This window comes from Lysobacter sp. Soil_C_15 (assembly GCF_057657315.1).
The window spans coordinates 871,461-893,068 of sequence record NZ_JBDGIR010000001.1 but is presented as its reverse complement, the minus strand read 5'-3'; the positions used below and the strand labels follow the sequence as shown (position 1 = coordinate 893,068).

General features: G+C 68.8%; 24 protein-coding genes. 13 read left to right on the top strand and 11 right to left on the bottom strand.

Features of this window, described 5'->3' with window-relative positions; translation table 11 throughout:
* Nucleotides 1-60: 60 nt before the first annotated feature.
* Nucleotides 61-342, bottom strand: coding sequence for a DUF2218 domain-containing protein (locus AC3A57_RS03860; RefSeq protein ID WP_487577657.1), 282 nt, complete (start codon nt 340-342; stop codon nt 61-63).
* Between the two features lie 25 nt (nt 343-367).
* Nucleotides 368-1,099, bottom strand: a complete 732-nt coding sequence (locus AC3A57_RS03855) for a DsbA family protein (protein ID WP_487577656.1) — start codon at nt 1,097-1,099, stop codon at nt 368-370.
* A 137-nt stretch (nt 1,100-1,236) separates the two neighbouring features.
* On the opposite strand from AC3A57_RS03855, the gene AC3A57_RS03850 reads away from it, so the two are divergent.
* The 7 genes from AC3A57_RS03850 to AC3A57_RS03820 all read left to right on the top strand — a co-directional run bounded on the left by AC3A57_RS03850 (nt 1,237) and on the right by AC3A57_RS03820 (nt 8,633).
* On the top strand, nt 1,237-2,133 hold the full coding sequence (locus AC3A57_RS03850) for a LysR family transcriptional regulator (protein ID WP_487577655.1): 897 nt from the start codon (nt 1,237-1,239) through the stop codon (nt 2,131-2,133).
* A gap of 121 nt (nt 2,134-2,254) precedes the next feature.
* A complete protein-coding gene (gene fabV / locus AC3A57_RS03845) occupies nt 2,255-3,463 on the top strand; it encodes an enoyl-ACP reductase FabV (protein WP_487577654.1) in 1,209 nt (402 codons plus the stop codon).
* A 333-nt stretch (nt 3,464-3,796) separates the two neighbouring features.
* Nucleotides 3,797-6,292 (top strand): CshA/CshB family fibrillar adhesin-related protein, encoded by a 2,496-nt coding sequence (locus AC3A57_RS03840; RefSeq protein WP_487577653.1) that lies wholly within the window; start codon nt 3,797-3,799, stop codon nt 6,290-6,292.
* Between the two features lie 316 nt (nt 6,293-6,608).
* Nucleotides 6,609-7,352, top strand: a complete 744-nt coding sequence (locus AC3A57_RS03835; protein WP_487577652.1) for a class I SAM-dependent methyltransferase — start codon at nt 6,609-6,611, stop codon at nt 7,350-7,352.
* Nucleotides 7,353-7,606: 254 nt separating this feature from the next.
* A complete protein-coding gene (locus AC3A57_RS03830) occupies nt 7,607-8,050 on the top strand; it encodes a hypothetical protein (protein WP_487577651.1) in 444 nt (147 codons plus the stop codon).
* A 125-nt stretch (nt 8,051-8,175) separates the two neighbouring features.
* On the top strand, nt 8,176-8,430 hold the full coding sequence (locus AC3A57_RS03825) for a hypothetical protein (protein WP_487577650.1): 255 nt from the start codon (nt 8,176-8,178) through the stop codon (nt 8,428-8,430).
* Nucleotides 8,431-8,510: 80 nt separating this feature from the next.
* On the top strand, nt 8,511-8,633 hold the full coding sequence (locus AC3A57_RS03820; protein ID WP_487577649.1) for a hypothetical protein: 123 nt from the start codon (nt 8,511-8,513) through the stop codon (nt 8,631-8,633).
* A 381-nt stretch (nt 8,634-9,014) separates the two neighbouring features.
* Here the strand turns inward: AC3A57_RS03820 and AC3A57_RS03815 are convergent, their stop codons facing one another.
* The gene (locus AC3A57_RS03815; protein ID WP_487577648.1) at nt 9,015-9,932 is read right to left on the bottom strand and encodes a hypothetical protein; all 918 of its coding nucleotides are present in this window, start codon (nt 9,930-9,932) and stop codon (nt 9,015-9,017) included.
* A 306-nt stretch (nt 9,933-10,238) separates the two neighbouring features.
* Between AC3A57_RS03815 and AC3A57_RS03810 the strand changes: the two genes are divergently transcribed.
* Nucleotides 10,239-10,517 (top strand): hypothetical protein, encoded by a 279-nt coding sequence (locus AC3A57_RS03810; protein WP_487577647.1) that lies wholly within the window; start codon nt 10,239-10,241, stop codon nt 10,515-10,517.
* A gap of 55 nt (nt 10,518-10,572) precedes the next feature.
* Here the strand turns inward: AC3A57_RS03810 and AC3A57_RS03805 are convergent, their stop codons facing one another.
* A complete protein-coding gene (locus tag AC3A57_RS03805; protein ID WP_487577646.1) occupies nt 10,573-10,914 on the bottom strand; it encodes a hypothetical protein in 342 nt (113 codons plus the stop codon).
* A 544-nt stretch (nt 10,915-11,458) separates the two neighbouring features.
* On the opposite strand from AC3A57_RS03805, the gene AC3A57_RS03800 reads away from it, so the two are divergent.
* Nucleotides 11,459-11,962, top strand: a complete 504-nt coding sequence (locus AC3A57_RS03800; RefSeq protein ID WP_487577645.1) for a lipocalin-like domain-containing protein — start codon at nt 11,459-11,461, stop codon at nt 11,960-11,962.
* Between the two features lie 25 nt (nt 11,963-11,987).
* On the opposite strand, the gene AC3A57_RS03795 is transcribed toward AC3A57_RS03800, so the two are convergent.
* A complete protein-coding gene (locus AC3A57_RS03795) occupies nt 11,988-12,521 on the bottom strand; it encodes a carboxymuconolactone decarboxylase family protein (RefSeq protein ID WP_487577644.1) in 534 nt (177 codons plus the stop codon).
* A 204-nt stretch (nt 12,522-12,725) separates the two neighbouring features.
* On the opposite strand from AC3A57_RS03795, the gene AC3A57_RS03790 reads away from it, so the two are divergent.
* The gene (locus AC3A57_RS03790; protein WP_487577643.1) at nt 12,726-13,028 is read left to right on the top strand and encodes a hypothetical protein; all 303 of its coding nucleotides are present in this window, start codon (nt 12,726-12,728) and stop codon (nt 13,026-13,028) included.
* A gap of 78 nt (nt 13,029-13,106) precedes the next feature.
* Here AC3A57_RS03790 and AC3A57_RS03785 read toward each other — a convergent pair whose 3' ends face one another.
* On the bottom strand, nt 13,107-13,556 hold the full coding sequence (locus AC3A57_RS03785; RefSeq protein WP_487577642.1) for a DUF6194 family protein: 450 nt from the start codon (nt 13,554-13,556) through the stop codon (nt 13,107-13,109).
* 425 nt (nt 13,557-13,981) lie between these two features.
* On the opposite strand from AC3A57_RS03785, the gene AC3A57_RS03780 reads away from it, so the two are divergent.
* Both AC3A57_RS03780 and AC3A57_RS03775 read left to right on the top strand, forming a co-directional pair.
* The gene (locus AC3A57_RS03780; RefSeq protein ID WP_487577641.1) at nt 13,982-14,326 is read left to right on the top strand and encodes a hypothetical protein; all 345 of its coding nucleotides are present in this window, start codon (nt 13,982-13,984) and stop codon (nt 14,324-14,326) included.
* A 256-nt stretch (nt 14,327-14,582) separates the two neighbouring features.
* Entirely contained in the window at nt 14,583-14,888 is a 306-nt protein-coding gene (locus AC3A57_RS03775) for a hypothetical protein (RefSeq protein WP_487577640.1), read from the top strand.
* Nucleotides 14,889-14,971: 83 nt separating this feature from the next.
* Here the strand turns inward: AC3A57_RS03775 and AC3A57_RS03770 are convergent, their stop codons facing one another.
* The 4 genes from AC3A57_RS03770 to AC3A57_RS03755 form a co-directional block, all read right to left on the bottom strand.
* Nucleotides 14,972-15,901 carry a hypothetical protein gene (locus tag AC3A57_RS03770; protein WP_487577639.1) on the bottom strand — a complete coding sequence of 310 codons (930 nt, stop codon included), beginning with the start codon at nt 15,899-15,901 and terminating at the stop codon, nt 14,972-14,974.
* Nucleotides 15,902-16,098: 197 nt separating this feature from the next.
* The gene (locus AC3A57_RS03765; protein ID WP_487577638.1) at nt 16,099-17,439 is read right to left on the bottom strand and encodes an XVIPCD domain-containing protein; all 1,341 of its coding nucleotides are present in this window, start codon (nt 17,437-17,439) and stop codon (nt 16,099-16,101) included.
* Complete coding sequence (locus AC3A57_RS03760) at nt 17,436-18,062, bottom strand: hypothetical protein (RefSeq protein WP_487577637.1); 627 nt, start codon at nt 18,060-18,062, stop codon at nt 17,436-17,438. The genes AC3A57_RS03765 and AC3A57_RS03760 overlap by 4 nt, the downstream gene beginning before the upstream one ends.
* Before the next feature lie 263 nt (nt 18,063-18,325).
* Nucleotides 18,326-18,586, bottom strand: a complete 261-nt coding sequence (locus AC3A57_RS03755) for a hypothetical protein (RefSeq protein ID WP_487577636.1) — start codon at nt 18,584-18,586, stop codon at nt 18,326-18,328.
* A gap of 181 nt (nt 18,587-18,767) precedes the next feature.
* Here AC3A57_RS03755 and AC3A57_RS03750 point away from each other — a divergent pair, with 181 nt between their 5' ends.
* A complete protein-coding gene (locus tag AC3A57_RS03750) occupies nt 18,768-20,936 on the top strand; it encodes a right-handed parallel beta-helix repeat-containing protein (protein WP_487577635.1) in 2,169 nt (722 codons plus the stop codon).
* Nucleotides 20,937-21,142: 206 nt separating this feature from the next.
* Here AC3A57_RS03750 and AC3A57_RS03745 read toward each other — a convergent pair whose 3' ends face one another.
* Nucleotides 21,143-21,499, bottom strand: a complete 357-nt coding sequence (locus tag AC3A57_RS03745; protein ID WP_487577634.1) for a GFA family protein — start codon at nt 21,497-21,499, stop codon at nt 21,143-21,145.
* Nucleotides 21,500-21,608 lie beyond the last annotated feature (109 nt).

The window sequence follows — 21,608 nt, the reverse complement described above, 5'->3', positions numbered from 1 at the left end:
ACCTAGCGTCGTTCCGCGATCCCGCCCGCCGTCATCCTCGCGGCCCCGCGACTCGGCCGCTCAGCGCCAATCGGCCGCCAGCGTTTCCTCGCGCGCGAAACGTTGCAGGTGTTCCAGCACCACGCCCTGCAACGCATGCAGGCGCGCCGGATCGGCCGCGATGAGTTCGAGCGCCAGACCGGTCTCGTCGGCACCGGCGCGCAACTGGGTATCGGCATCGAACACGATGCGGGCGCGATCGTCGGCGTATTCCAGCTCGAACTTGTGCCGCCAGTGGTTGCACAGCGTGCGCAGCAGTTTGCGCGCCTGGGCGCTGGCGATTCGGGCGTGGGCGGTGGACATCGGCGGTTCCTCGATGGGCAGCGGATCAAGCGGGCAGGGCGCAACCGTCGGCGGCGCAACCGAACGCCGACGGCGCGGCGGCGCGCAGGCCGGCCAGGCGTTCGAGCAGGTGCGCGCGCCAGGCGTCCGGCTGGCCGAGGTAGCGGCCGATGTCGAGCGGCGCGGCGGGCGCGCCGTCGATGGCCAGCGCCACGCTCGGAAAACCATGGCCGCCGAGGCGTCGCAGCAGGGCGCGGCTGGCCTCGATATGGGCCTGGCTGGGCGTCCCCCAGTGCGCGGCCAAGGCGGCATCGAAGGCCGCCGCGTCCAGGCCCAGTTCGACCGCCAGGGCGCGCAGGGTCGCCGGCTCGGCGATGCGCAGGCCGTGCTGGTAATGCGCGCGCTGGATCCGCTGCAGCAACTCCAGGCCGCGTCCGGCCAGCGCCTGCGCCGCCAGCACCGCGGCGATCGGCGGCTCGGAGTCGAGCAGCGCCGTCTCGTCGCGCAGCAGGCCGTCGAAATAGGCCGCGCCGAACGGTTGGCCGCTGAGCTGGGCGATCCGGCGGTCGTGCGGCAGCACGTAGTCGCGCCAGTCGCGGCCGACCTGGCGGCGCTGCGCGCCGGCCATCATTCCGCCGGCGTGCAGTTCCAGCGCCAGCCCGGGCAGCGACGCGGCGACGGCGATCAGCGGGGCGACGGCATAGCACCAGCCGCACAGCGGGTCGTAGAGGTAGTGCAGGCGGGCGACGGGGGCGGCCGCGATGGTGGAGGAGGTCATGACGGATCCTGGATTCGACCGCGGGGCGGTCGTGGATGGGCAGGACCGCACGATAGTTGAGTGAAACGGCGCAAAAAATGCCGTATAAGCGAAATATTTGTTGAGCGGACCGCGCAGATATGGACCGGATCACCGCCATGACCGTTTTCGTCGAGGTCGCCGAGCGCGGCAGCCTGACCGCCGCGGCCGACGCCCTGGACATGTCGCGGGCGATGGCCACGCGCTACCTGGCCGCGCTCGAGGACTGGCTGGGCGCGCGGGTCCTGCACCGCACCACCCGCCGGCTCAGCCTGACCCCGGCCGGCGAGGTGGCGTTGGAACGCTGCCGGCGCATGCTCGCGGTCGGCGACGAGCTCAAGACCGCGCTGACCGACGCCGAAGGCGTGCCGCACGGCCAGTTGCGGCTGACCTGCAGCACCTCGCTCGGGCTCAGCCACCTCGCCGGCGCGGTGGCCGATTTCGTCCGCCGCCACCCGGGCGCGGCGATCGACGTGGTCCTGGCCGATCGCGCGGTCAATCTGGTCGAGGAGCGCATCGACGTCGCGATCCGGATCAGCCGCAGCCTGGAGCCGGGCCTGATCGCGCGCCGGATCACCGTCTGCCGCTCCGTGCTGTGCGCAGCGCCGGCGTATCTGGCTTCGCGCGGCCTGCCGCAGCGGCCGGCCGACCTGGCCACCCACAATTGCCTGACCCATCACTACGTCGGCAAAAGCCTGTGGTCGCTGCATCGCGACGGCCAGGTCAGCACGGTCGCGGTGGAAGGCTCGATCAGCGCCAACGATGCGACCCTGATCGCCCAGGCGGTGCGCGCCGGCGCCGGCATCGGCCTGCTGCCGACTTATCTGGTCGCGCCGATGCTGGTCTCAGGCGAACTGGCGCGGGTGCTGCCGGACTACGCGCCCGACGAGATGGGCGTGTTCGGCGTGTACCTGTCGCGGCGGCAGATGCCGCTGATCGTGCGCGCGTTCCTGGATTTCCTGGTCGAACGCTTCGGCGAGGAACCCGAATGGGACCGCACGCTGGGGCTGGCCTGAACGGCCGCGCGCGCCGCGCCGCGACTGTACGCGTGCGTCTGGCGCAGGCCCGGCGCAGGGCTTCTGCGCACCGGCCGCAGCCACTAAGATGCCGCCGACGCCCCACAAACGAGATACTGCGTTGATCATCCATCCCAAGGTTCGCGGCTTCATCTGCACCACCACGCACCCGCTCGGCTGCGAGCTCAACGTGCGCGACCAGATCCAGGCGACCCGCGCCCGCGGCGTGCGCCAGGACGGTCCGAAGAAGGTGCTGGTGATCGGCGCGTCCAGCGGCTACGGCCTGGCGGCCCGCATCTCCGCCGCGTTCGGCTTCGGCGCCGACACCCTCGGCGTGTTCTTCGAAAAGCCCGGCAGCGAGAAGAAGCCCGGCACCGCCGGCTGGTACAACTCCGCCGCGTTCGACAAGTTCGCCAAGGCCGAAGGCCTGTACGCGCGTTCGATCAACGGCGACGCCTTCTCCGACGAAGTGCGCGCCCAAGCCATCGAGCTGATCAAGAACGAGATGGGCGGCCAGGTCGACCTGGTGATCTATTCGCTGGCCTCGCCGGTGCGCAAGCTGCCGGCGACCGGCGAGGTCAAGCGCTCTGCGCTGAAGCCGATCGGCAGCACCTACACCTCGACCGCGATCGACACCAACAAGGACCAGATCGTCCAGGCCTCGATCGAGCCGGCCACCGAGCAGGAGATCGAAGACACCGTCACCGTGATGGGCGGCCAGGATTGGGAGCTGTGGATCGACGCGCTGGACCGCGCCGATGCGTTGGCGCCGGGCGCGCGCACGGTGGCCTTCAGCTACATCGGCACCGAAATCACCTGGCCGATCTACTGGCACGGCGCGCTCGGCCGGGCCAAGCTCGACCTCGACGCCACCGCCCAACGCCTGGACGCGCGCTTGCGCGCGCACGGCGGCGGCGCGGCCAACGTCGCCGTGCTGAAGTCGGTGGTGACCCAGGCCAGCTCGGCGATTCCGGTGATGCCGCTGTACATCTCGCTGGTGTTCAAGGTGATGAAGGAACAGGGCCTGCACGAAGGTCCGATCGAGCAGCTCGACCGGCTGTTCCGCGAGCGCATGTACCGCGACGACGGCCAGTCGCCGGCGACCGACGACCAGCAGCGCCTGCGCCTGGACGATTGGGAACTGCGCGAGGACGTGCAGAACCGGTGCAAGGCGCTGTGGCCGCAGGTCACCACCGAGAACCTGTTCCAGCTCACCGACTACGCCGGCTACAAGCACGAGTTCCTCAAGCTGTTCGGCTTCGAGCGCGACGACGTCGACTACGACGCCGAGGTCGATCCGGACGTGCGCTTCGACTGCATCGAGATGTAAACCAGGCGATCCCTCGCTGGGTCGCGAACGGGGCGGGCGCCGGCGACGGGCCCGCCCCGTTCGTTTGCCGGCAGCCTGCGCTCTGCCTCGCCTTAGTGCGCCACTGCGGTCGCGACGCCTGCACGCGGGCGGGCGCTTAAGCCCCGCGGGCCGGGAAATGTGTCATTTCGCGGCCGCCTATCGGTTGCGCGCCTGTCGCCCGCAGCCGGTCTTGCGCCTTTTTCCTATTCGAATCAATCAATTAAAACGAACAGGCCGAGTCGCGGCGACGATGGCGGAGAGTTCGCTTATTCCGTGCAACTTGCAGCGCGTGCTGCTGGCCTGGGCATAATTGTGACCGATGCCACTAAATGCGCTCGGACACAACAGGGGACCGTCTCGATGAACGCCATGCAGCCCGCGCGCGGTGGAACGGCGAAGCTACATTCCGCAGATGCCGCAGATGCCGCAGATGCCGCGGATGCCGCAGATGCCGCAGATGCCGCAGATGCCGCGGATTGCGGATTGCGGTCTTCCGCGTTCGGTTCGTGGCGCACTGTACTGGCTGTCGCAATAGCGGCCTTGGCGGCGGTCATGGCGCCGACGCCGGCCTCGGCGCAGTACGCCACCGGCGGTAGCGGCCAGTACCGCAATCAGATCCTGTGGTTCGATTGGGGCACGTTCGACACCGATATTCCGCAGGCCGGTACGACGGTGACGAATAACTTTAATGTCGGCGGACAGACGCTGTCGGTGAGCTGCAGCTTGAGCAACATAAACTCGGCTAACCCCGACCCGGATTTGCGCATCTACCGGCCGGGCGGTTTCATTCAAGACGGCCTCGACGATCTGTACAACATCGGCGGCACCGGCACGGCCAATACGATGGACATCGGCGTGCGAAATCGTCTTGTCGGCAATGTCACTTTTACCTATAGCTGTTCTGCGACGTTGGGTGGCGTACCTTATCCACTCGATGGCCTGGTGTTCGCAGACGCCGAATCCACCAGCGGCGGCGAATACATCCAGGCCACGCTGCCGGCTACCGCGACGATGCGCGTAATCGAGCGCATACGCGGCACCACCTGTACCGATCCCTACAACGTCACCCGGACCGGAACGACCTATCGTATGACCGGGATCGGCGATTGCAGAGGTGTCGGCGCCAATCCGCCGGGGCCGACGGGTGTATTCTTCATCGACAACGCCAGCACGGCCAATATCGAGTTGAACGCGGCGGTCGAGGCGGTGGCCTTGGGCGTGATGCTCGAGGTCGCCGACTTCGGCGATGCGCCGAGCAGCTACGGAGTGGCCGCCCACATCCCGCAGTACAGCTGGAACGGGGGGACCTTGGCCGACGGCACCACGACCAACATCTTCAATACCGGCTTGGCTACCCAAGCGCAGCCGATCACTGCCCTGCTCGGCGCCCGCGCCGACGTCGAAACCGCCTCGCTGTTCAGCGCCAACGCGCTTGGCGACGATAGCAACTCCAGCAATGGCACCGACGACGAGGACGGCGTCAACATCGCCGCCATTGCGCCGTTGTACCGCGGTCTGAGCGGCAACAGCTACAGCATGACGGCGGCCTGCGTCGGTACTGCCTCGGTGGCGGGCTGGATCGATTTCGACCGCAACGGCACCTTCGACAGCGACGAGCGTTCCGCCACGGCCTTGTGCGCCGCCGGCAACGCGACCATGACCTGGACCGTGCCCAGCGACATCGCCGCCGGCGCGACCTTCCTGCGCGTGCGCACCGCCGCCAATCCCTTGGAGATCGCCAACGCGACCGGCGTCGCCGGCACCGGCGAAGTCGAAGACCATGCGCTGAGCATCGTCGACCCGCAGATCCGCGTCGCCAAGCTGACCCAGGCCGCTGCCGGCGGTCCGTTCGCGTTCACCACGACCAATACGCTGGCTCAGCCGGGCCCGCTGACCACGGTCGCGGCGAACACGACGGTGACCGGCACGCCAGTGTCGATCGACGACCTCGCTGCAACCCTGACGGTGACCGAAAGCGCGCTGCCGGCGGACTGGCAGCTGACCGCGATCGCCTGCACCCAGGCCGGCGGCGCGGCGGTGGCGGGCGCGACCTACGACTTGGCCAACCGTCGCGCGACGCTGCCGAGCGCATCGCTGTCGGCGGCTTCGGACATCACCTGCTCCTTCAGCAACGGCAAGCGGCCGATTTTGCGCTTGGCCAAGGCCTTGCCGCTGGGCCGCTTCGTCGCCGCCGACCAGTTCGTGCTGAATATCGCAGGCCCCGGCGGCCCGGCGACGACCACCACCACCGGTAGCGGCAGCACTGCGACGGAAGTGGCTGTTCTGAATACCGGCACCATCGGCGGCGTCTACACCTTGTCGGAAACCGCCGCGGCCGGCGCCAGCCTGGGCAACTACGCCACCAGCTACGCCTGCACCAACGCGCTGGCCGGCGGGCAGACGCCGAGCGGCAGCGGCACCAGCTTCAATCTGACCGCGACGACCGGAGACGACCTGACCTGCACTCTGACCAACACCCGCAATCCGTTGGCCGACCTGCGCATCAGCAAGACCAACACGCCCACCGCCGGCGCGGACGATCAGGCCGGCGACAGCGTCAGCCGAAACGCGACCACGACCTACACCATCGTGGTGACCAACGCCGGCCCGGATGCGGTGACCGGCGCGATTCTGCGCGACCAAGCGGCCAACCGGCTCGGCTTGAGCTGCACCGCGCCGCCGGTTTGCACCGGCGCGGGCTGTCCGGCGGCGCCGCTGACCCTGGCCGGGCTGGATGCGGGCACGCCCTTGGGCACGATCGCCAACGGCGGATCGGTGACGGTCACGCTGAGCTGCACGGTCAACTGACAGCGGCACCGAACGCATCGCTGCGGTCGATGCAGGAACGCAGCGGGCTGGACGCGACGTCTCGGCGCGTCGCGATCGCCCGCTGCGCGCCTGTACGCCGTGCGACGCGCGAGAATCGCGATAATCATAGAATGACGCCAAGCCGCGCTGCGGCGGCCCGCCTCGGCGTACCGCACGGCGCCGCCTTGCCTGCGGTCGCAATGTGAGGCTTGGTGAGCCCGCACCCGGCGGCCGCATGGTTTGCTCTGCGCCCGCAGCGGTCGCGCGGCCCCTGCGCTGCGCCGGCCGGCGGGGCCGGAGAGCCGGAGAATCGCAGATGGGTCAGCAAGCGGCTGCTCAGTTCGACGCCTTGGCGGCGATGTACGAGGACATGGCGACGTGGCCGTTCCGTCGCGACATGGAGATCCCCAACGTGCTGGCCGTGCTGGGCGACCTGCACAACCGCGATGTGCTCGACTTCGGCTGCGGCAACGGCATGTACGCGCGCTGGATGAAGCAGCGCGGCGCGCGCCGGGTGGTCGGCTACGACGTGTCCGAGGGCATGTTGGCGTATGCGCGGCAGCGCGAGGCGCGCGAGCGGCTGGGAATCGAGCACGTGTCCGCGCTCGGCCGGGACTTCGAGGGCGTTTTCGACCTGGTGCTGTCGGTATACGTGCTGCCGTACGCGACCAATGCCGACGAACTGTTCGAGATGTGCGCGACGATGGCGCGCGCGCTCAAGCCCGGCGGACGCCTGGTCGCGTTGCCGATCCATCCCGATTACGTGCGCCAGCGCGACTACTACGAACCCTACGGTTTCCGCATGATGCCCGACGGTGCCGACGTGGACGGCGGAAAGGTCCGCCTGGACCTGTGCAAGCCGCCGTTCGACGCCAGCGTGACCGCTTACTACTGGAGCAAGGAAAGCCTGGAATCGGCGATGCACCAGGCCGGGTTGTCGCCGGTGCAATGGGTCCAGCACGGCCTGCTCGGCGGCGACCGCCACGAGTCCGCCGACCGCTTCATGCGCGCGTACTGGCAGCGGCCGCACGCGGCGATCCTGCACTGCTGCCGCATCTGAGCCGGCACGACGCCGCTGCCGGGCGCGTTGTGTCCGCGCGTTCGGTTTCGTCGCCGACAAACCGCTTCGCGACGCGGAAAACCCGCGCCGGGCGCGCGCGGCGATGATCCTACGACCTTGGACGAACGCGCTCCGGGCGCACGGTTTAACGCCGGCGATGGGTCTACACCGACGCATGCGGACTTCGCCGGCGCGCCGCGTCGACGCGGCATCGCGGCGGGTTCGCATCGTCGACCATCCGTGAGGACGCCATCATGAAACGCAAGATCGTCCCAACCTGCACGCCCGCTGCGATCCTGGCCGCTTCGCTGTGCCTGCCCGGCGCGGCGCAAGCCGTGGCCTGCTACGGCTACGTCAACGCCGACGGCACGGTGCGCATGTCGGAACAGGACATCCCCGACCGCTGGAGCACCTGCCGCGTGCACAGCGCCGACCGGCAGGGGCCGGGGGTGTACCGGGTATGGATCGAAAACGGCGAGATCAGCGATCGCATCTGGACCCGCTCGACCTATTGCAGCGGCACCGTCAGCCATCCCGGTACGCGCAGCTCCAGCCTGACCTTCTGGCCGGATACCCTGCCCAATCCGCACAGCAGCGGCGAATACACGGTGTGGGTCGTGCGCACCTTCGACCACGCCGGCACTCCCGCCGACCGCGATTTCTTCCTGGTCTGCGCGGCCAGCGACCCGCCGCGCTGAGGCGGCGACGACGCCGACGAAATCCGGGCGGCGGGCCGGACACCGTCGCCCGACCGACCAACGGCAAGAAATTGCACGGTCCGACCCGGGAGGATGAAGTCCACCGCTGCACACAGGAGCGATCGATGAGCAAGCACTTGTTGATGCTCACTACGGTGTCGGGACGGGCCGCGTCGGTGGACGTGGTCGGCGACCTCGCGCGCCGGGCGATGGCGCGGGTGCCGGAGGTGCGCAACTTCCGGGTCGAACGCCAGACCGAACTGGAGGCGACGGTCAGTTTCGAAACCGATCGCTCCGACTGGCCGGGCCGGCTGGTGCCGGAGCTGAAGTCCAGCGGCCTGGTGCTGATCTACGCCGAGCTCAGCGACTGGCTGCCTTAACCGAATTAAAAAGCACATTCGCGTGCTGGCACGGATTTTGTGAGGACAATCACGAAGTCTGTGGCGTCTTGGAGTCGCGAATGGATGATCTTCCCGACACGTCGGCCGAGCGCGCGCTCGGTTCCTCGTCGACCGCCGCCTGGTTGGTGGCCTTCTTTCTGGTCCTGATCGCGGTCCTGGTGATCGGGACGCAACTGGCGTGAAGCGGGCGACGCGACCGAGCCGATGGCGGCCGCCCGATCGCGCGCGGGTGGCGTCCGCGCTGGCGCGCGGCCTGAGCGACTTGGCCCAGGCGGCGCTATGCGGCCTGGCCGCATTCGTGTTCTGCACCGCCTGGCATGCGCCGGGCCGGGCGCCCACGCGCGAAATCACGGTTCCGGCCCGGCCCAGCGAGCCTGCGGCAATGGCCTGGGCCGGGATGGCGCCATCGATGCCGTTACCGCGGCGCGCGGCCGATGCGCTGCCGGCGCGCTGAGCGCGGAATGGGTCGAGTCGGGTCACAGTCTGCCGCGCCGCGACGCCTGCCTGCGCCTTGCGTCAAGTGTGCCAACTGAACCCGTAATGCGGGCGCGACGCGGCGCGGCTCAAGCCTTGCCCGAGACCGGCACTTCGCCGTACAGCGTGCAGATCAGGCGCCGGTCGCGGACGTGAAACAAGGCCGGTTCCTGTGCGTCCTGCTCGCCGATGAAGAACACCCAGGCCGCCTTGCCGCTGCCGCGGTGCGCCTTGTGCTCCTGCACCAGCACTTCGACCTCGGTGCGCAGCGCGTTGCGGGCGCGGGCGCTCCAACTCGCCCAGTGCACGCGGACGCGGTAAGGCCGCGTGACCCGGCCGTCCTGGCGATCGCCGACGCTGAGTACGATCTCGTAGCGCTCGGCATCGTCTTCGTGCTTCGCGCTCCAGGCGATCTGGCTCAGCCAGACCTGGGCCTGGCCGTAACGGACCACGGCGTCGAACTTCAGCCGCGCGATCGCCCGCTCGTAGCTGCGGCCGGCGATGCCGTCGATGTGCAGGGGGCTGTTGCGGTTGTTGGGGAAGCGCGCGTAGTCCTTGGCGATCCGGCGCAAGCTGTTGGCGGTGGTCGCATGGCGCCGCATGTCGCCGGCGCCGGCCGCGTCGCCGCCGCCGCCGCCCGGCCGACTTCCGCGCGCGACCGGCTGGCCGGCGCCTCCGGGCGGCGCCTGCACTTCGCGTGCGGCGCGCAGCACCAGCCGGTTGGGCATGAAGCCGGCCCGGCTGAGCTGTTCCTCGGGGACGCGCTCGGTACGCGCGCGCTGCAGGCAGCCGTCCTCGTCCTGGGCGCCGCAGTCCGGATGGTGCTCGATGTCCTTGGGCTTGAAGAAGTACGGCCGCTTCTTGTTGATGTCCTTGCGGTACGACGCCGGAAACACCTGGATGTCGCAGCCGTGGCATTCGTAGCGGCCCGGATCGACGGCCTCCAGGTCCCACAGGTCCTCGGCATCCACTTCCTCGCCAGTGACGGTGTCCAGGGCCCGGTCCATAGCGCGGCTCCGTTCGGTGCGGCGACGGCGCGCCGGTCGCCGACCAGCATAGCGAGGCGGTCGCCGCCGCGACGTGACCTGCGCCGTGCGGCGATCGATCCGGGCCCGGCTTCCGGCTTCGCCGCGATCCGCCGGTTCGCGATTGCGGCTGCGACGCGAGCCGGACGGCAGGCGCCTCGTCCGCCGCGCATGTTGCACCGAAGCGACGGCGTGCGTGATGGGCGCTAGCGGCGGATTGGGATATCTTCTGTGCGGGCGGTGGGCCGGTCAGACAGGGAGCGCGACGTAAGGAAACGTCGCAAGGCGATGCGCTACTTCGATGTCATCGAGGATTCGTTGGGACGATGGACCGTGAGGACGGACGCCGACGAACCGTCGGGAGGCCGTTACCCGCTGCGTGCCGACGCCATCGCGGCCGCCTGCGCCGCTGCCAAAGCCCACCATCAAGGGTCCGGCGCGAGCACCGCGGTGCGCCTGATCCATCCGCCCGACGACGACGAGATCCTGGTCCGCTATCTCTCGCCGGGCGAGCTCGACGCCCTGTGCTGGTTCGGCGACGACGGTCGCGGCCGCCCCCGCTTTTGACGATCGCCGCGCGGCCTGCGCCGCCGGTCGCCGTCGCCGGCGTCGCCTTGCCGGCTTATCCGTGCGTATGCCCGGCGTGCCGCCTGCCCGGCAGCTCCCCGCTGGCGGCCTTGCCCGCCCCGGCCGGTTCGGTCAGCCGGCAGTCCAGCGCCAGGCGCGCTTGGTCGCGGCGATAGCGCCGCGGATCGTAGGCGACGCCCATCGTCGACTGCGCCGAACAGGGGTAGGCGCAAATCCGGTATCGGTCGGCCAGGTCCTCGGCCTGCACGATCGCCTTGATCAGCGCCAGGCGCGCCTGGACCTGCGGCCTGGGGCCCATGACCCCGATCAGGCCGTCGCCGGTCAGCGCCGTCCACAGGGAGCGGATGTCGTCGTCGGCGCGGAAAACCTGGGCCATGGCGTGCGGTACGGGGCGCGATTGCGTGTGCGCATACCTTCCCGCGCCGCGGGTGTAGGCCGGGAGAAGGCGAATGTGCAACTCGCCGCGTTCGCCAGGCACACTGTGCCACCCTCGCCATCCAGGGAACGGCATGGGACCCCGCAAACGCGGTTACGTCGGCAAGCCGGTCGCGGGCGAAGGCTGGCGGGTCTGGGACACCGCGCTCAAGCGCTGGTGGGGCAACCTGTTCGACGACTATCCGACGGCGCTGCTGGACGAACTCGACGGCGAGGGCTCGCCGCCGCGCCTGACCGAACTGGCCCGGCGCTCGCGGGCGCCCAAGGCCAGGGCGAAGAAGCGCTGGTCCGGCGCCGGGCCGGATCGGATCGGTCCTCATCGCGCCAGTGACGGAGGTCGGCAGCGGCGCATGCGCGCGCACGACCGATGGCATAAGCCGCCGCGGCGCCGGTGTGGCAGCCTCGGCGTCGGCGCGCTTGCGCCGAACGCGCGCGCAGCGGCGCATGCCGGACCCGCGCTACCCCGTCGAACCCCGGAGCCACCGATGAAACATGTACCCGCGCGCGGCCTGGTCGCGCTGTGGTCGGCGCTGGCGCTGTGCCCGTTGCCGTTCGCCGCGGTCGCGGCCGATGCCGACGCCCTGGTCGGCACCTGGAAGGTCGAAACCATCGCCGACACCGATGCCTCGGGCCAGGTGACCCATCCGTACGGCGAGCGTCCCGAGGGCTACATCGTCTACGATCCGACCGGCCGCCTGCACGTGCAGGTGATGCGCACGCCGGCGACGCCGCGGTTCGCGTCCGGCGACGACGCCAAGGGCACCGACGCGGAGGTGCGCGCCGCCTACGACGGCTATGTCGCCTATTTCGGCCGTTACCGGGTCGACGCGGAGCGCAGCACGGTGGTGCACCAGGTCGTGGGCAGCCTGATGCCGAGCTATACCGGCACCGACCAGCCGCGCCCGTTCAAGCTCGACGGCGACGTGCTGACCATCGAGGGCGATAGCGAAGGCGTGCACTTCCTGCGCCGGTTCCGGCGGGTGAAGTGAGGCCCGGCGCCGGAGCCGCGCGCGCTCAGTTCTGGTAGGACAACAGCTGCGGCGACGGCTGCGCGTCCAGGTCCACGTCCAGCCCTTCCAGAAACCGCGCGGTCATCATGTAGAAGCCGGTCAGCAGGATCAGTTCGGCGACGCCGCGTTCGCCGAGCAGGGCCAGGGCGCGCTTGAAGCTCGGGTCGGCGATGCGCGGATGAGCCACGCATTCGTCGACCAGGCGCAGCACGATCGCATCCGGTGCGGCCAGGCGCTGCCAGTGGCCGCTCTCGATCGTCTCGATGTCGGCTTCGCTCCAGCCCGCGTTCAAGGCCGGCTGCAGATGCTGCATGCGCTGATAGGCGCAACCGCTGAGCTTGGCCACGCGCAGGATCGCCATTTCGTAGTGCCGCACCGACAGGCTGGTGCGGCGCAGGGCGAAGCCCAGGTCGAGGAAGGCCTCGGCGCAGCCGCCGGTAGCGAGCAGGGCGCGGGTCAGGTTGGCGGGAAGGCGCGCGTATTGCGTGGCTTCGGCGTCGCTCATCGCCGAAGCCTCCTTGAGCGGCAGTCTGGCCATGCGTTGTTCCCCCTGGAAGGTCCGCCCGGCCATCGTCGCGGCCGCGGACCGGCGCGTCTGCGACGGCCGCCGCAGACGCGAGGGCCGGATGCGCGGTTTGCGAGCCGGGTCCGGATCCTCGCCGGTCGCCGGTCGCGCTGCGGGCGGCATCGGCCGGCGGTCGCGTCTTAGCCGGCGAGACCCAGGCCGGCTAGGGTCCGCCGCATGGACACGACCCCGACCCCGCACGACCTGCCCACCGGCTTCCACTGGGAGGCTCCGTTTTCCGGCTCGATCTTCCCCTCGCACCTGGTCGCGGTGCCCGACGAGGATGCCGAAGCCTGGCTGGCCACCGTCACGCCGCCGCGAGAGGGCCATTGCGCGGTGGCGACGATCCGCCGCCATCTCGGCGTGCGCGACCACGTCAGCCGCCCGTTCCGCACCGAAGCCGCCGCGGCCAACTGGGTCGCGCGCTGGCTCAGCGCGCAGGGCGAATCGGTGCGGGCGGAGCTGGCGGCCTGCGCCTGAGCGGCCCGACTCGGATCGGACCGATCGCTCGCGACCGGCCGCGCAGCCGGCGCATGCGCAACGCGTCGCAGCGTCGGCTCAGCCCTTGGCCCGTTGCAGCGCGAACGCCATCAGTTCCGCCAGCGCTGCGCCGGCGCGTTGGCCGGGGTCGATCACCGAAGCCCAGCCGTTCGCGCCATAAGCCGGATGCGGAAACAGGCGGTCGGCTTCGCTGAAGTCGAAGCGGTCGCGGTGCGCGGCGAACTCGCGCGGGGCGAAGCCGAACAGCTGGCCGAAACGGTCCTTGCCCAGATCGAGGTTGAGCCGGAAGCGCCCGCCGCGATCGAGTTGCGAGGCGTCGTCGAAACCGGGGTAGTCCTTGGTGACGATGGTTGCGAAAGGCATCTTCTTCTTTCGGCCCTGGTCGTCGACGACGAAGCAGAAGCTGTCGCCCCAGGCCAACTGCGGGCTGCCGTCTTCGGCGCAGGCGATCTGGATGCGCACCGCCGGGTCGGCGGCGAAGTAGCGGCGGATCTGGTCTTGAGTCATGGCGGTCTCGGGTCGTGGCGAGGGAGCGGCAACGCTGCGGCCGGCCGGATGAACGGCGCAAGCCGCGAACGGACGCAGGTCGACGCGACCGCGTCTTCGCGAGCGAATGGGGCGACCGCCCTATGCGAACCCGTCGCCGCTCGCACGCCGCATACGGCGTGGCGGCGGCATCGCTGCGCGCGTCGATCGTCCGCGTCTTCGCTCCCGTCGTTTCGCGAGGCGAAGCAGGCCGGCGCGCCGCGGTCGACGCCGGTCGGCCGGCGAGCGCGGCCGCCCATCGCAGGCCCGGGGGCGGTCGGCGGGAACGGCGGACGTCGCGTCGAGCGGACTGTCAGCGGTGGCGAAGCGGGCCGGCCTGGGCCGCCAAACTTGGCATGATTTTTGTGACGCGGTTCACTGTACACCAACGTACAGAGGGGCACCCCATGCTTCGTAACACACTTCACTCGTTCAGCCCGTGGCTGCAGGACAACACCGCCGTCGCCATGGATGTTTCTGCGAAGCACCCGGTCACCTCCAACAAGCATCTGGTCATGCTGACTGCGCGCGCCGGCGGCTTCCGCTCCCTGGCCGACCTGGTCGACCGCGCTCAGCGCCTCGCCGACCGTTGTGCCGATATCCGTAATCTGAAAGTCGTCCATCAGGCGGCCAAGGTGGTGACGGTGTGCTTCGACACCGACAACCCGTCCTGGCCATATCGTTTGGGGCCGGAATTGCGCGCCATGGGCCTGGTGCTGATCTATTCGGAACCGATGGACTGGGTCGCGTGATCCTGCTGATCCGATCGCGAACGTCAACATCTGACCCGTCGCGACAGCCCGTTCGCAATTAAGTCATGTGTGCTTTCCGATGTGGCGTGGCAGCAGGTCCACGCCGCATCGGCGGCGCCGCCGCGCGGGCCCGTCCGCCCGGCCCGGCCGCACGCTTGCCGCCACCGCGTACGCGCGGCCGCGGACCGGCTTGACGCCGCTTGCGGCGGTTGGCAAAAATCCGCCGCGCAGGGATATCCCAAGTCCGCTAAGACCCATGAGCCAGAGACCTCATGAGAGCGGCCCGGCGTCCACCGGCCTCGGCTACTGGATGCTGAACTACCGCTCCTCCAGCTTCTACCGCGAAGACCTGAGCTTTCGCGACGTCGCCCCCGCCTTGTACGTGGGCCTCACCGGATACATCGGTTACCCGCACCGCAGTTTCGACGAACTGCTGCCGCGCTTGCGCCAGCGCTACGAGCACGTGCGCGGCGATTCGCCTTTGCCCTGGGAGCAGGCGGCGCCGATCGCGCGCAAAGCCTGGGAGCGCGCGCGGGCCGAAGTGCGCGGAGAAGGCCGGTGAAGACCGCGACCGTGCGTCGAGGCCGTGCCGCCGCTTGGCCGCGCGCGCGGCGGGACCGGCTGCTGCGGCAAGCGCGATCGCGCTCAGTCCTCGTCCGACGGCACCATGTCGTCCGGCCAGTCGACCATCGAACGGATCTCGCCGCGTTGCCACTGCGCCCAGCGCTGCGCGTAGCGCGGCGCGATGCGGTCGTAGTTGTCCCAGCCGTCTTCGGTCATCGCCTCGCCGGCCTTGCGCCAATGATTGGTGTCGCCGAAAGTTTCGCCGGCGTCGAACAGGGCGCAGGCCTGTTCCGGTTCCATCAGCCGGTTCATGTAGGCATGGCAGAACGCGGCATGGTCCGCGCTCACGTCGCCTTCCCACAACAGGCCGCCGAGGTCGTCGATCAGAAAGCCCAACGGGGTGGTCCGCCGCTGTCGCAGCGCGTCCAGCCGTAAGGGGGCGAGCCGGTCCGGCCGCAGCACGCCGTTCAAGGCGGCCCAGGCGGCGAAGAAGCCGTCCTCGACCGAGTGCTCGGGCTTGCCGTCCGGATACACGGTGGCATAGGCGCCTTCTTCGGCGACGCGCAGCAGCAGGCACTTGGGCCGCCCGTTCGAACCGAGCATGGCCTTGGCCGCCAGGCCTTCGCGCGGCGCCGGCAAGACGTAGCGCACCTCCTGGACCGCGCCCTCGACGCGGCGGCGGAAGTTCGCGCCCAGCGCCGCCTCGTCCATCGTCCAGTCGAACCCGGCCGGCAGCGAGCCGCGGTAGTGGGGATAGACGAACGCGTGCGAGACCCAGGTGACCCAGCGTCGGCCGTCCTTGCGCGGCGGGAAATAAGCGCGGTTGTCGATCCGCATCGCGGTGCCGACCTCGATTCCGAGCTTGCCGCTGCCGAGGTGGCCGCCGCCGTTCGGCGTCGCGTGCTTGAACGGCTTGCCGCCCAGGGCCTGGGCCAGCGCCTGCGCGGGATCGGTCTCGATGCGCTGGCCGAGCGCGTCGAGCAGCAAGGGAGTGAGGTCGGTTGCGGTCATGGCATGTCCCTGGCGTGGGCGGGCATCGTCTGCGCGAGCCGTCTTCCCGTTAGGTCGCCGATTGTGAGGCTTGCGGCGTCCTACGCCTACGGCAGGCGATAACGATCGGCGATCGACGCAGCGCAGGAGAGCATGGCGGGAAGCGGGGCGCGCTCGCGTGCGACGAGCGTGCAGCCGGAAGCGGCTGGTCGGAAAACTCAGACGGTTCTCGCGATCGCGGCCACGGCCTGTTCCTGGTGATGTTGTTCCTGGGCCGCGGCCTGCTGCCGGTCGGCGGCGGCCAGGCGTTGGAACGAGGTTTCGACCGGAACCTGGGCCGCGAGTACGGTGTCGACCTGCGCCCGCCGATGCGCCGGGTCGTGCGGCTCGCCCTGCACCGCGAACAGGTCCGTGCCCGCGCCCCGGCGGCGGCCGGCGACGACATGGTCGACCCGGCTCAGCCCATTCTCGCGCGCGTTCGCGAGCAGGGCCGCGCTGGTGCGTTCGCCGGCCTGATCGAACGGCCGGCTCTGCTCGGCGAAGATCCGCTCCACGCCGAGCCGGATCGCGGCGTGCATCGCGTGCTGCGGATGCTCCGGACGGCGCGGATCGAACGGCCGTACTTCGCCGGCCGGCAGCGCGCCTTGGGCGTCCTCGAACGGGCTGTCGGGAGATTTCTCGGGAACGTGCCGCAGGATTTCCTCGGCGACGCCTTTCGGCCCCCGGAGCACGGCGCCGCCGAGCGACATGCCTTCGCGCAGGGTCCATACATCGCTGCGGAACTTGTCGATCATGTCGTGGAAACGGTGAGCATTGACCCGGGTTTCCGGGTCGCGCAGCACGGACACGTCGGGTTGCCGGTCGCCGTCGCTGTCGCGGAAGTTGTGCAGGCTGTGCGATAGGGCGCCGGCCCCGGCGGCAAAGGGAAAGTTGCGCGGGTCGGCGTAGCGGCTGTCGTTGTTGGCATAGCCGGCCAGCGACAACGTCTGCACGTCGTGGCGGCTGGCATAGACGCGCACCTCGCCGAAGTGGCGGCTGGCGGAACTGACGAAGTCCGCGGCCATGACATGGTTGACCACCTGGCGGCCGCCCTCGGGAATGCGCAGGTTGAGATCCGCCGCGCCGAACGCGTTGAAGGTCTCCCCATACAGGCCGAGCTTGGCCGCGCTGATCTGGGTCAGGCAGCCGCCCAGCGAGTGCCCGGTCACGCTGACCGGAACGCCCAGTTCCTCGGCGCGCTGCATGGCCCTGCGGGTGAAGGCGATGGCGTCGGCCGCCTGCTGGTTGGCGCGCCGGGCGACCATGCCGCCATCCGCGCGGGTCACGTCGTCGAGCGGTTCGCCGAAGAACTCGGTGCCGCGGTGGGCAACCACTATTTCCTTGGTATCCGAGCGCTGAAACATGACGCCTTGATAGCCGGACAATCTGTTGTCGGCGATTTCGAGAATGTCGTACCTAACGCCGCCAATACGCACATAGTGGTCTCCATTGGGCAAGGGGGCGGGCGGCTCGTAAGCGATATCACTAAGCTCCGCATAATGGAGGCTGCTGATAGTCACTGGACTGATTCCTGGGACTGCAATGTGATCTTGAAAAGCTTTCCTGCATCGGTTCCGTAGCGGCTGGCCGCATGTTGTTCTTCAATTGCCTCTTCCGTTTCATCGTACGCACCAGGAACTTTTCCGTAGAGACTTCCGCGGGCATATAGAACTACCGGCTGCTGACCTAAGAGCTGCTCTTGATCCAAAAACGCGACGAATTCACGCTCATTCGTAGCGTTTCTCGCTTTGAGACGGATGCTCACGCCTTCCACGACCCAGGTGCAGACGCCTTTGCCGAAGTAGTCTTTAGGACGCATCGCATCCAGATAGATATCGAACTCGAATCTGTCTCCTGACAACTTTCGAACCTGCGCAGAAGCCCCGGCCCGAGACGGTGTCGGGAAAGTGCCGGATATCGGTTCGGCCGAAGGCATGCAGGTCTGTGTCGGACCAATCACATACTGCGCGCCCGCTGTAGCGACTTCGAATGGCCCTGGGGCTCCGTCTACCGTTGCCGTCACGACATACTTCTGCCGTGGCTCCGGATTACGTTCGTACTTGGGATCCAAAACCGCATTCGAGCAAGCGCCCAGCGCAGCCAGGATGCAGACGGCAACAAGGAGGGGCGTGGTCGCTTTCATCGTGGGCTCGGACAGGTTCGAAGCGGGTGGCGAGAAGTGTCGATCGGTCTCGGCGCGGAGCTCTACTCTAGCGTCGGGATCACCAGCCTGGGCGGCTTCGGTGCGGCTGCGACGACCCCGTTCGAAACAATGGATCTATGCGGATTGGATTTGCGCGACGTTAGCGACGAAGCAATCGGTGGTGTCTAGTGTTCTGGTTTTCGCCAGAGAATGTCTGTAGGAAAACTCTGATTCGAATTGGACATCTGTCCATGCGCGAATAGTCAGCGCAAACCATTATCTTCAAATACCGGCGGGCAAGAATGCAGTGGCATGACGCGGCTCTTGCGCAGCGGCAGCAGGTCGATCACCAGCCCTTCGTCGAGCCTCCTTCCAAGCCCGATAGACCAGGCCGGATCGGTGTTGGCGCAGGCAGCTCGTCGACATGAACGTTGTGCCGAACCAGCGCCGGCGCGCCGACGTTCGCTTCGGGCGCAGATTTCCCCGCCGCTACCGCCAATTGCATCACAACGTGCGTAAGTCATGACGGCGGCCACTACGACGGGATGACAGCCGCTGGCATCAACGTCCGGTCCGAATCTGTCGGCGGACCGGGCAGGGCGCTATGCGATCCCGCCCGCCGGCCGTCGTGGCCGGAGCCGGGCCGGTCGCCGTGGGGCGACCATCGCCGGCCATTTACATCGTCATCGTCCAGGGGATTGATCAGTGGCTATCGACTTTCGCAACTCCTCGTTCCGGCGCCGGCGTTTCGCGCGCCTGCTGCCGGCTGTGCTGTTGAGCGGACTCGCCGCGGCGCCGGCGATCGCGGCGCCGCCGCGCATCGGCGGCGAAGGCCAGGCCCACGCGGGCCTGATGTGGCCGGGCGAACCGCCGGCCAATTACTGCCAGGCCGGGGTCATGCCCAGCGGCCCGGCGACGCCGCCGGAGGGCGCGATCGTGGTCCCGGCCGGCGACAACAGCGGCTTCGATTTCCGCCGCTCCGGCACCTTCTGGTTCGCGCCCGGCGTGCACACCCTGGGCACGCACAAGTACAGCCAGATCATCGCCCGCGACGGAAACGCCTATATCGGCGGGCCCGGCGCGATCATCGACGGCCAGAACCTCAACCATTACGCCTTCACCAGCACCGCGCAGAACGTGGTGGTGCGCTACCTGACCATCCGCAACTTCGGCCGCTACAGCGACGACCCCGCCCTGGACTACGGCAACTTCGACCAGGGCGTGGTCAACCACGACGCCGGCGACCGTTGGACGATCGAGTACAACACCATCGCCAACAACCGCGGCGCCGGCGTGTTTCTGGGCAGCCACAACAAGGTCCGCTACAACTGCCTGAAAGACAACGGCCAGTACGGCTTCAGCATGTTCAAGTGGCCGCTGCAGAGCGAGGGTCCGGCGACGCCCGAACAACCGGTTCCGGGGCGCTCGGCGATCGTCGACATCGAGCTGAGCTACAACGAGATCGTCGGCAACAACGTCGACGACTGGGAGGCCAGCACCAAGTGCGGCTGCACCGGCGGCGGCAAGTTCTGGGACGTGCGCGGGGCCAAGGTGGTCGGCAACTACGTCCACCACAACCGCGGCACCGGCCTGTGGGCCGACACCAACAACATCGACTTCCTGTTCGAGAACAACTACATCCGCGACAACGACGGCGTCGGCATCTGGTACGAGATCAGCTACAACGCCACCATCCGCGCCAACACCTTCATCAACAACGGTTGGGTCTCGGGCAACAGCGACCGCGGCGCGCCGGCGCCGGCGATCTATCTGTCCGAATCCGGCGGCGACAGCCGCCTGCCCACCCAGGTCAGCGGATCGGATCAGCTGCGAATCTACGACAACTACTTCGAGAACAATTTCTCCGGGGTGTCGATCTACGAAAGCTCCAACCGATTTTGCAACTCCAACGGCAATACCAGCCAGGTCTATTGCACCCCGTTCGTGCATCCGGCGCTGATCGTGCGCCCGGACCCGAATAGCCCGAGCAAGTACCCCGACCCGGTCAGCCACCTGCATCCGTGCTACACCCAGATCAACGGCGATCCCATCCTGCAGCGCGACTGCCGCTGGCACGCCAAGAACATCCAGGTGACCGGCAACGAGTTCTATTTCGATCCGGTCGCGGTGCCCTGCGGCAGTTCCAGCTTCTGCGGCGCGCAGGCGCTGTACGCCACCGGCGAGAACAACCTCAGCTGGTCGCCGTACACCGTCCAGCAGGTGCAGAACGATGTGATGTTCAACAACAACAACCGCTTCGCCGACAACCACTACTACGGGCCCTGGCGTTTCGCCAAGCGCTACGGCGAGACGATGAGCTTCAACGCCTGGCGCGCCGCGCCCTACCTGCAGGATGCCGGCAGCACCACCGACGGCTCGGCGTTCAACCTGATCGATCCGGCGACCGCCACCTTGGAAGGCTCGATCGGCCTGTGGGCGCCGTGGTACGGCAGCCGCGTCGCCCGCGCCGATGCCGGCCATGGCGGCGCGCACAGCCTGCAGTTGACGATCGAGGACAACTACTGGGCCGCCGCGCTCGCCAACCACCCGGGCTACCTCTCCGATAGCAGCGCCAAGCGGTTGAGCTTCTGGGTCCGGCACGTCGCCGGCACGCCGCCTTTGCCCGCCAACGCGCGCGTGCGCCTGCGCTGGCTCAAAGAGGGCGGCACCCCGGCGACCGGCGATGAGGACACCTCGTACAGCGACGTATCGCTGGGCGCGGCCGGCGACGACTGGGCCCAGGTGACGGCCAACTTGCAGCCGCCGGCGCAGACCGCCAGCGTATGGGTGCAGTTGCTCGGTTCGGGCGGGTCGGCCAACCACGGCGCGGGCTTCCAGCTCGACGACATCGTGTTGCAGGACGCGCCGCAGTAAACGCGGCACGCGGCGGGCCGCGACCCAAAGGGTTCGCGGCCCGCGGTTCGCGGCTGACGTCGCACGGCCGGCGCGCCAGGGTCTGTGCGCCAGCGCCGTCGTGGCGCGCACGCATGTGCAGCGGCCCGCGCGCGATCAACGGAATCCGAACTCCTACGGCGCCCCGGGGTGTGGGCCCCGCGATGGGGCCGCTCGCCTCAATCGAGCTACTTGCTCGCGCCGTCCCGGAACGTCCGGGTCGCGTTCGCCAGCACCGCCGGTTCGAACAGGCGGGCGTTGACCCCGCGAGACTGGCGGCGCGCATCCCTGGGCATCCAGTGGGTGACGCAGCCGCAGCGCTTGCAGCGATGGAAATCCACGTGCCGGCCGTTCCAGGCGTAGCGGTCGGTCAGCGACTCATCGGGGCTCGCCATCATCGACTCGGCCTCTACATACGCCCAGAGCACGCCATAGCGGCGGCAGAGCGAGCAGTTGCACTCGGTGACGGTCGGCGGAAACCGCTTCAGCACGATCCGCACCTGGCCGCAGTGGCAGGATCCGGATACGCCGGTTCGATCTGTCATGCATCCGGCCCAGTCGGTGGTTCGAGCACGATCCTAACAAGCGCGGCAGAGGGCGTCCCGCGAACGGCGCCCGGAACCGCTCCCCATCGCCGCCGCCCGTTGCCCGACC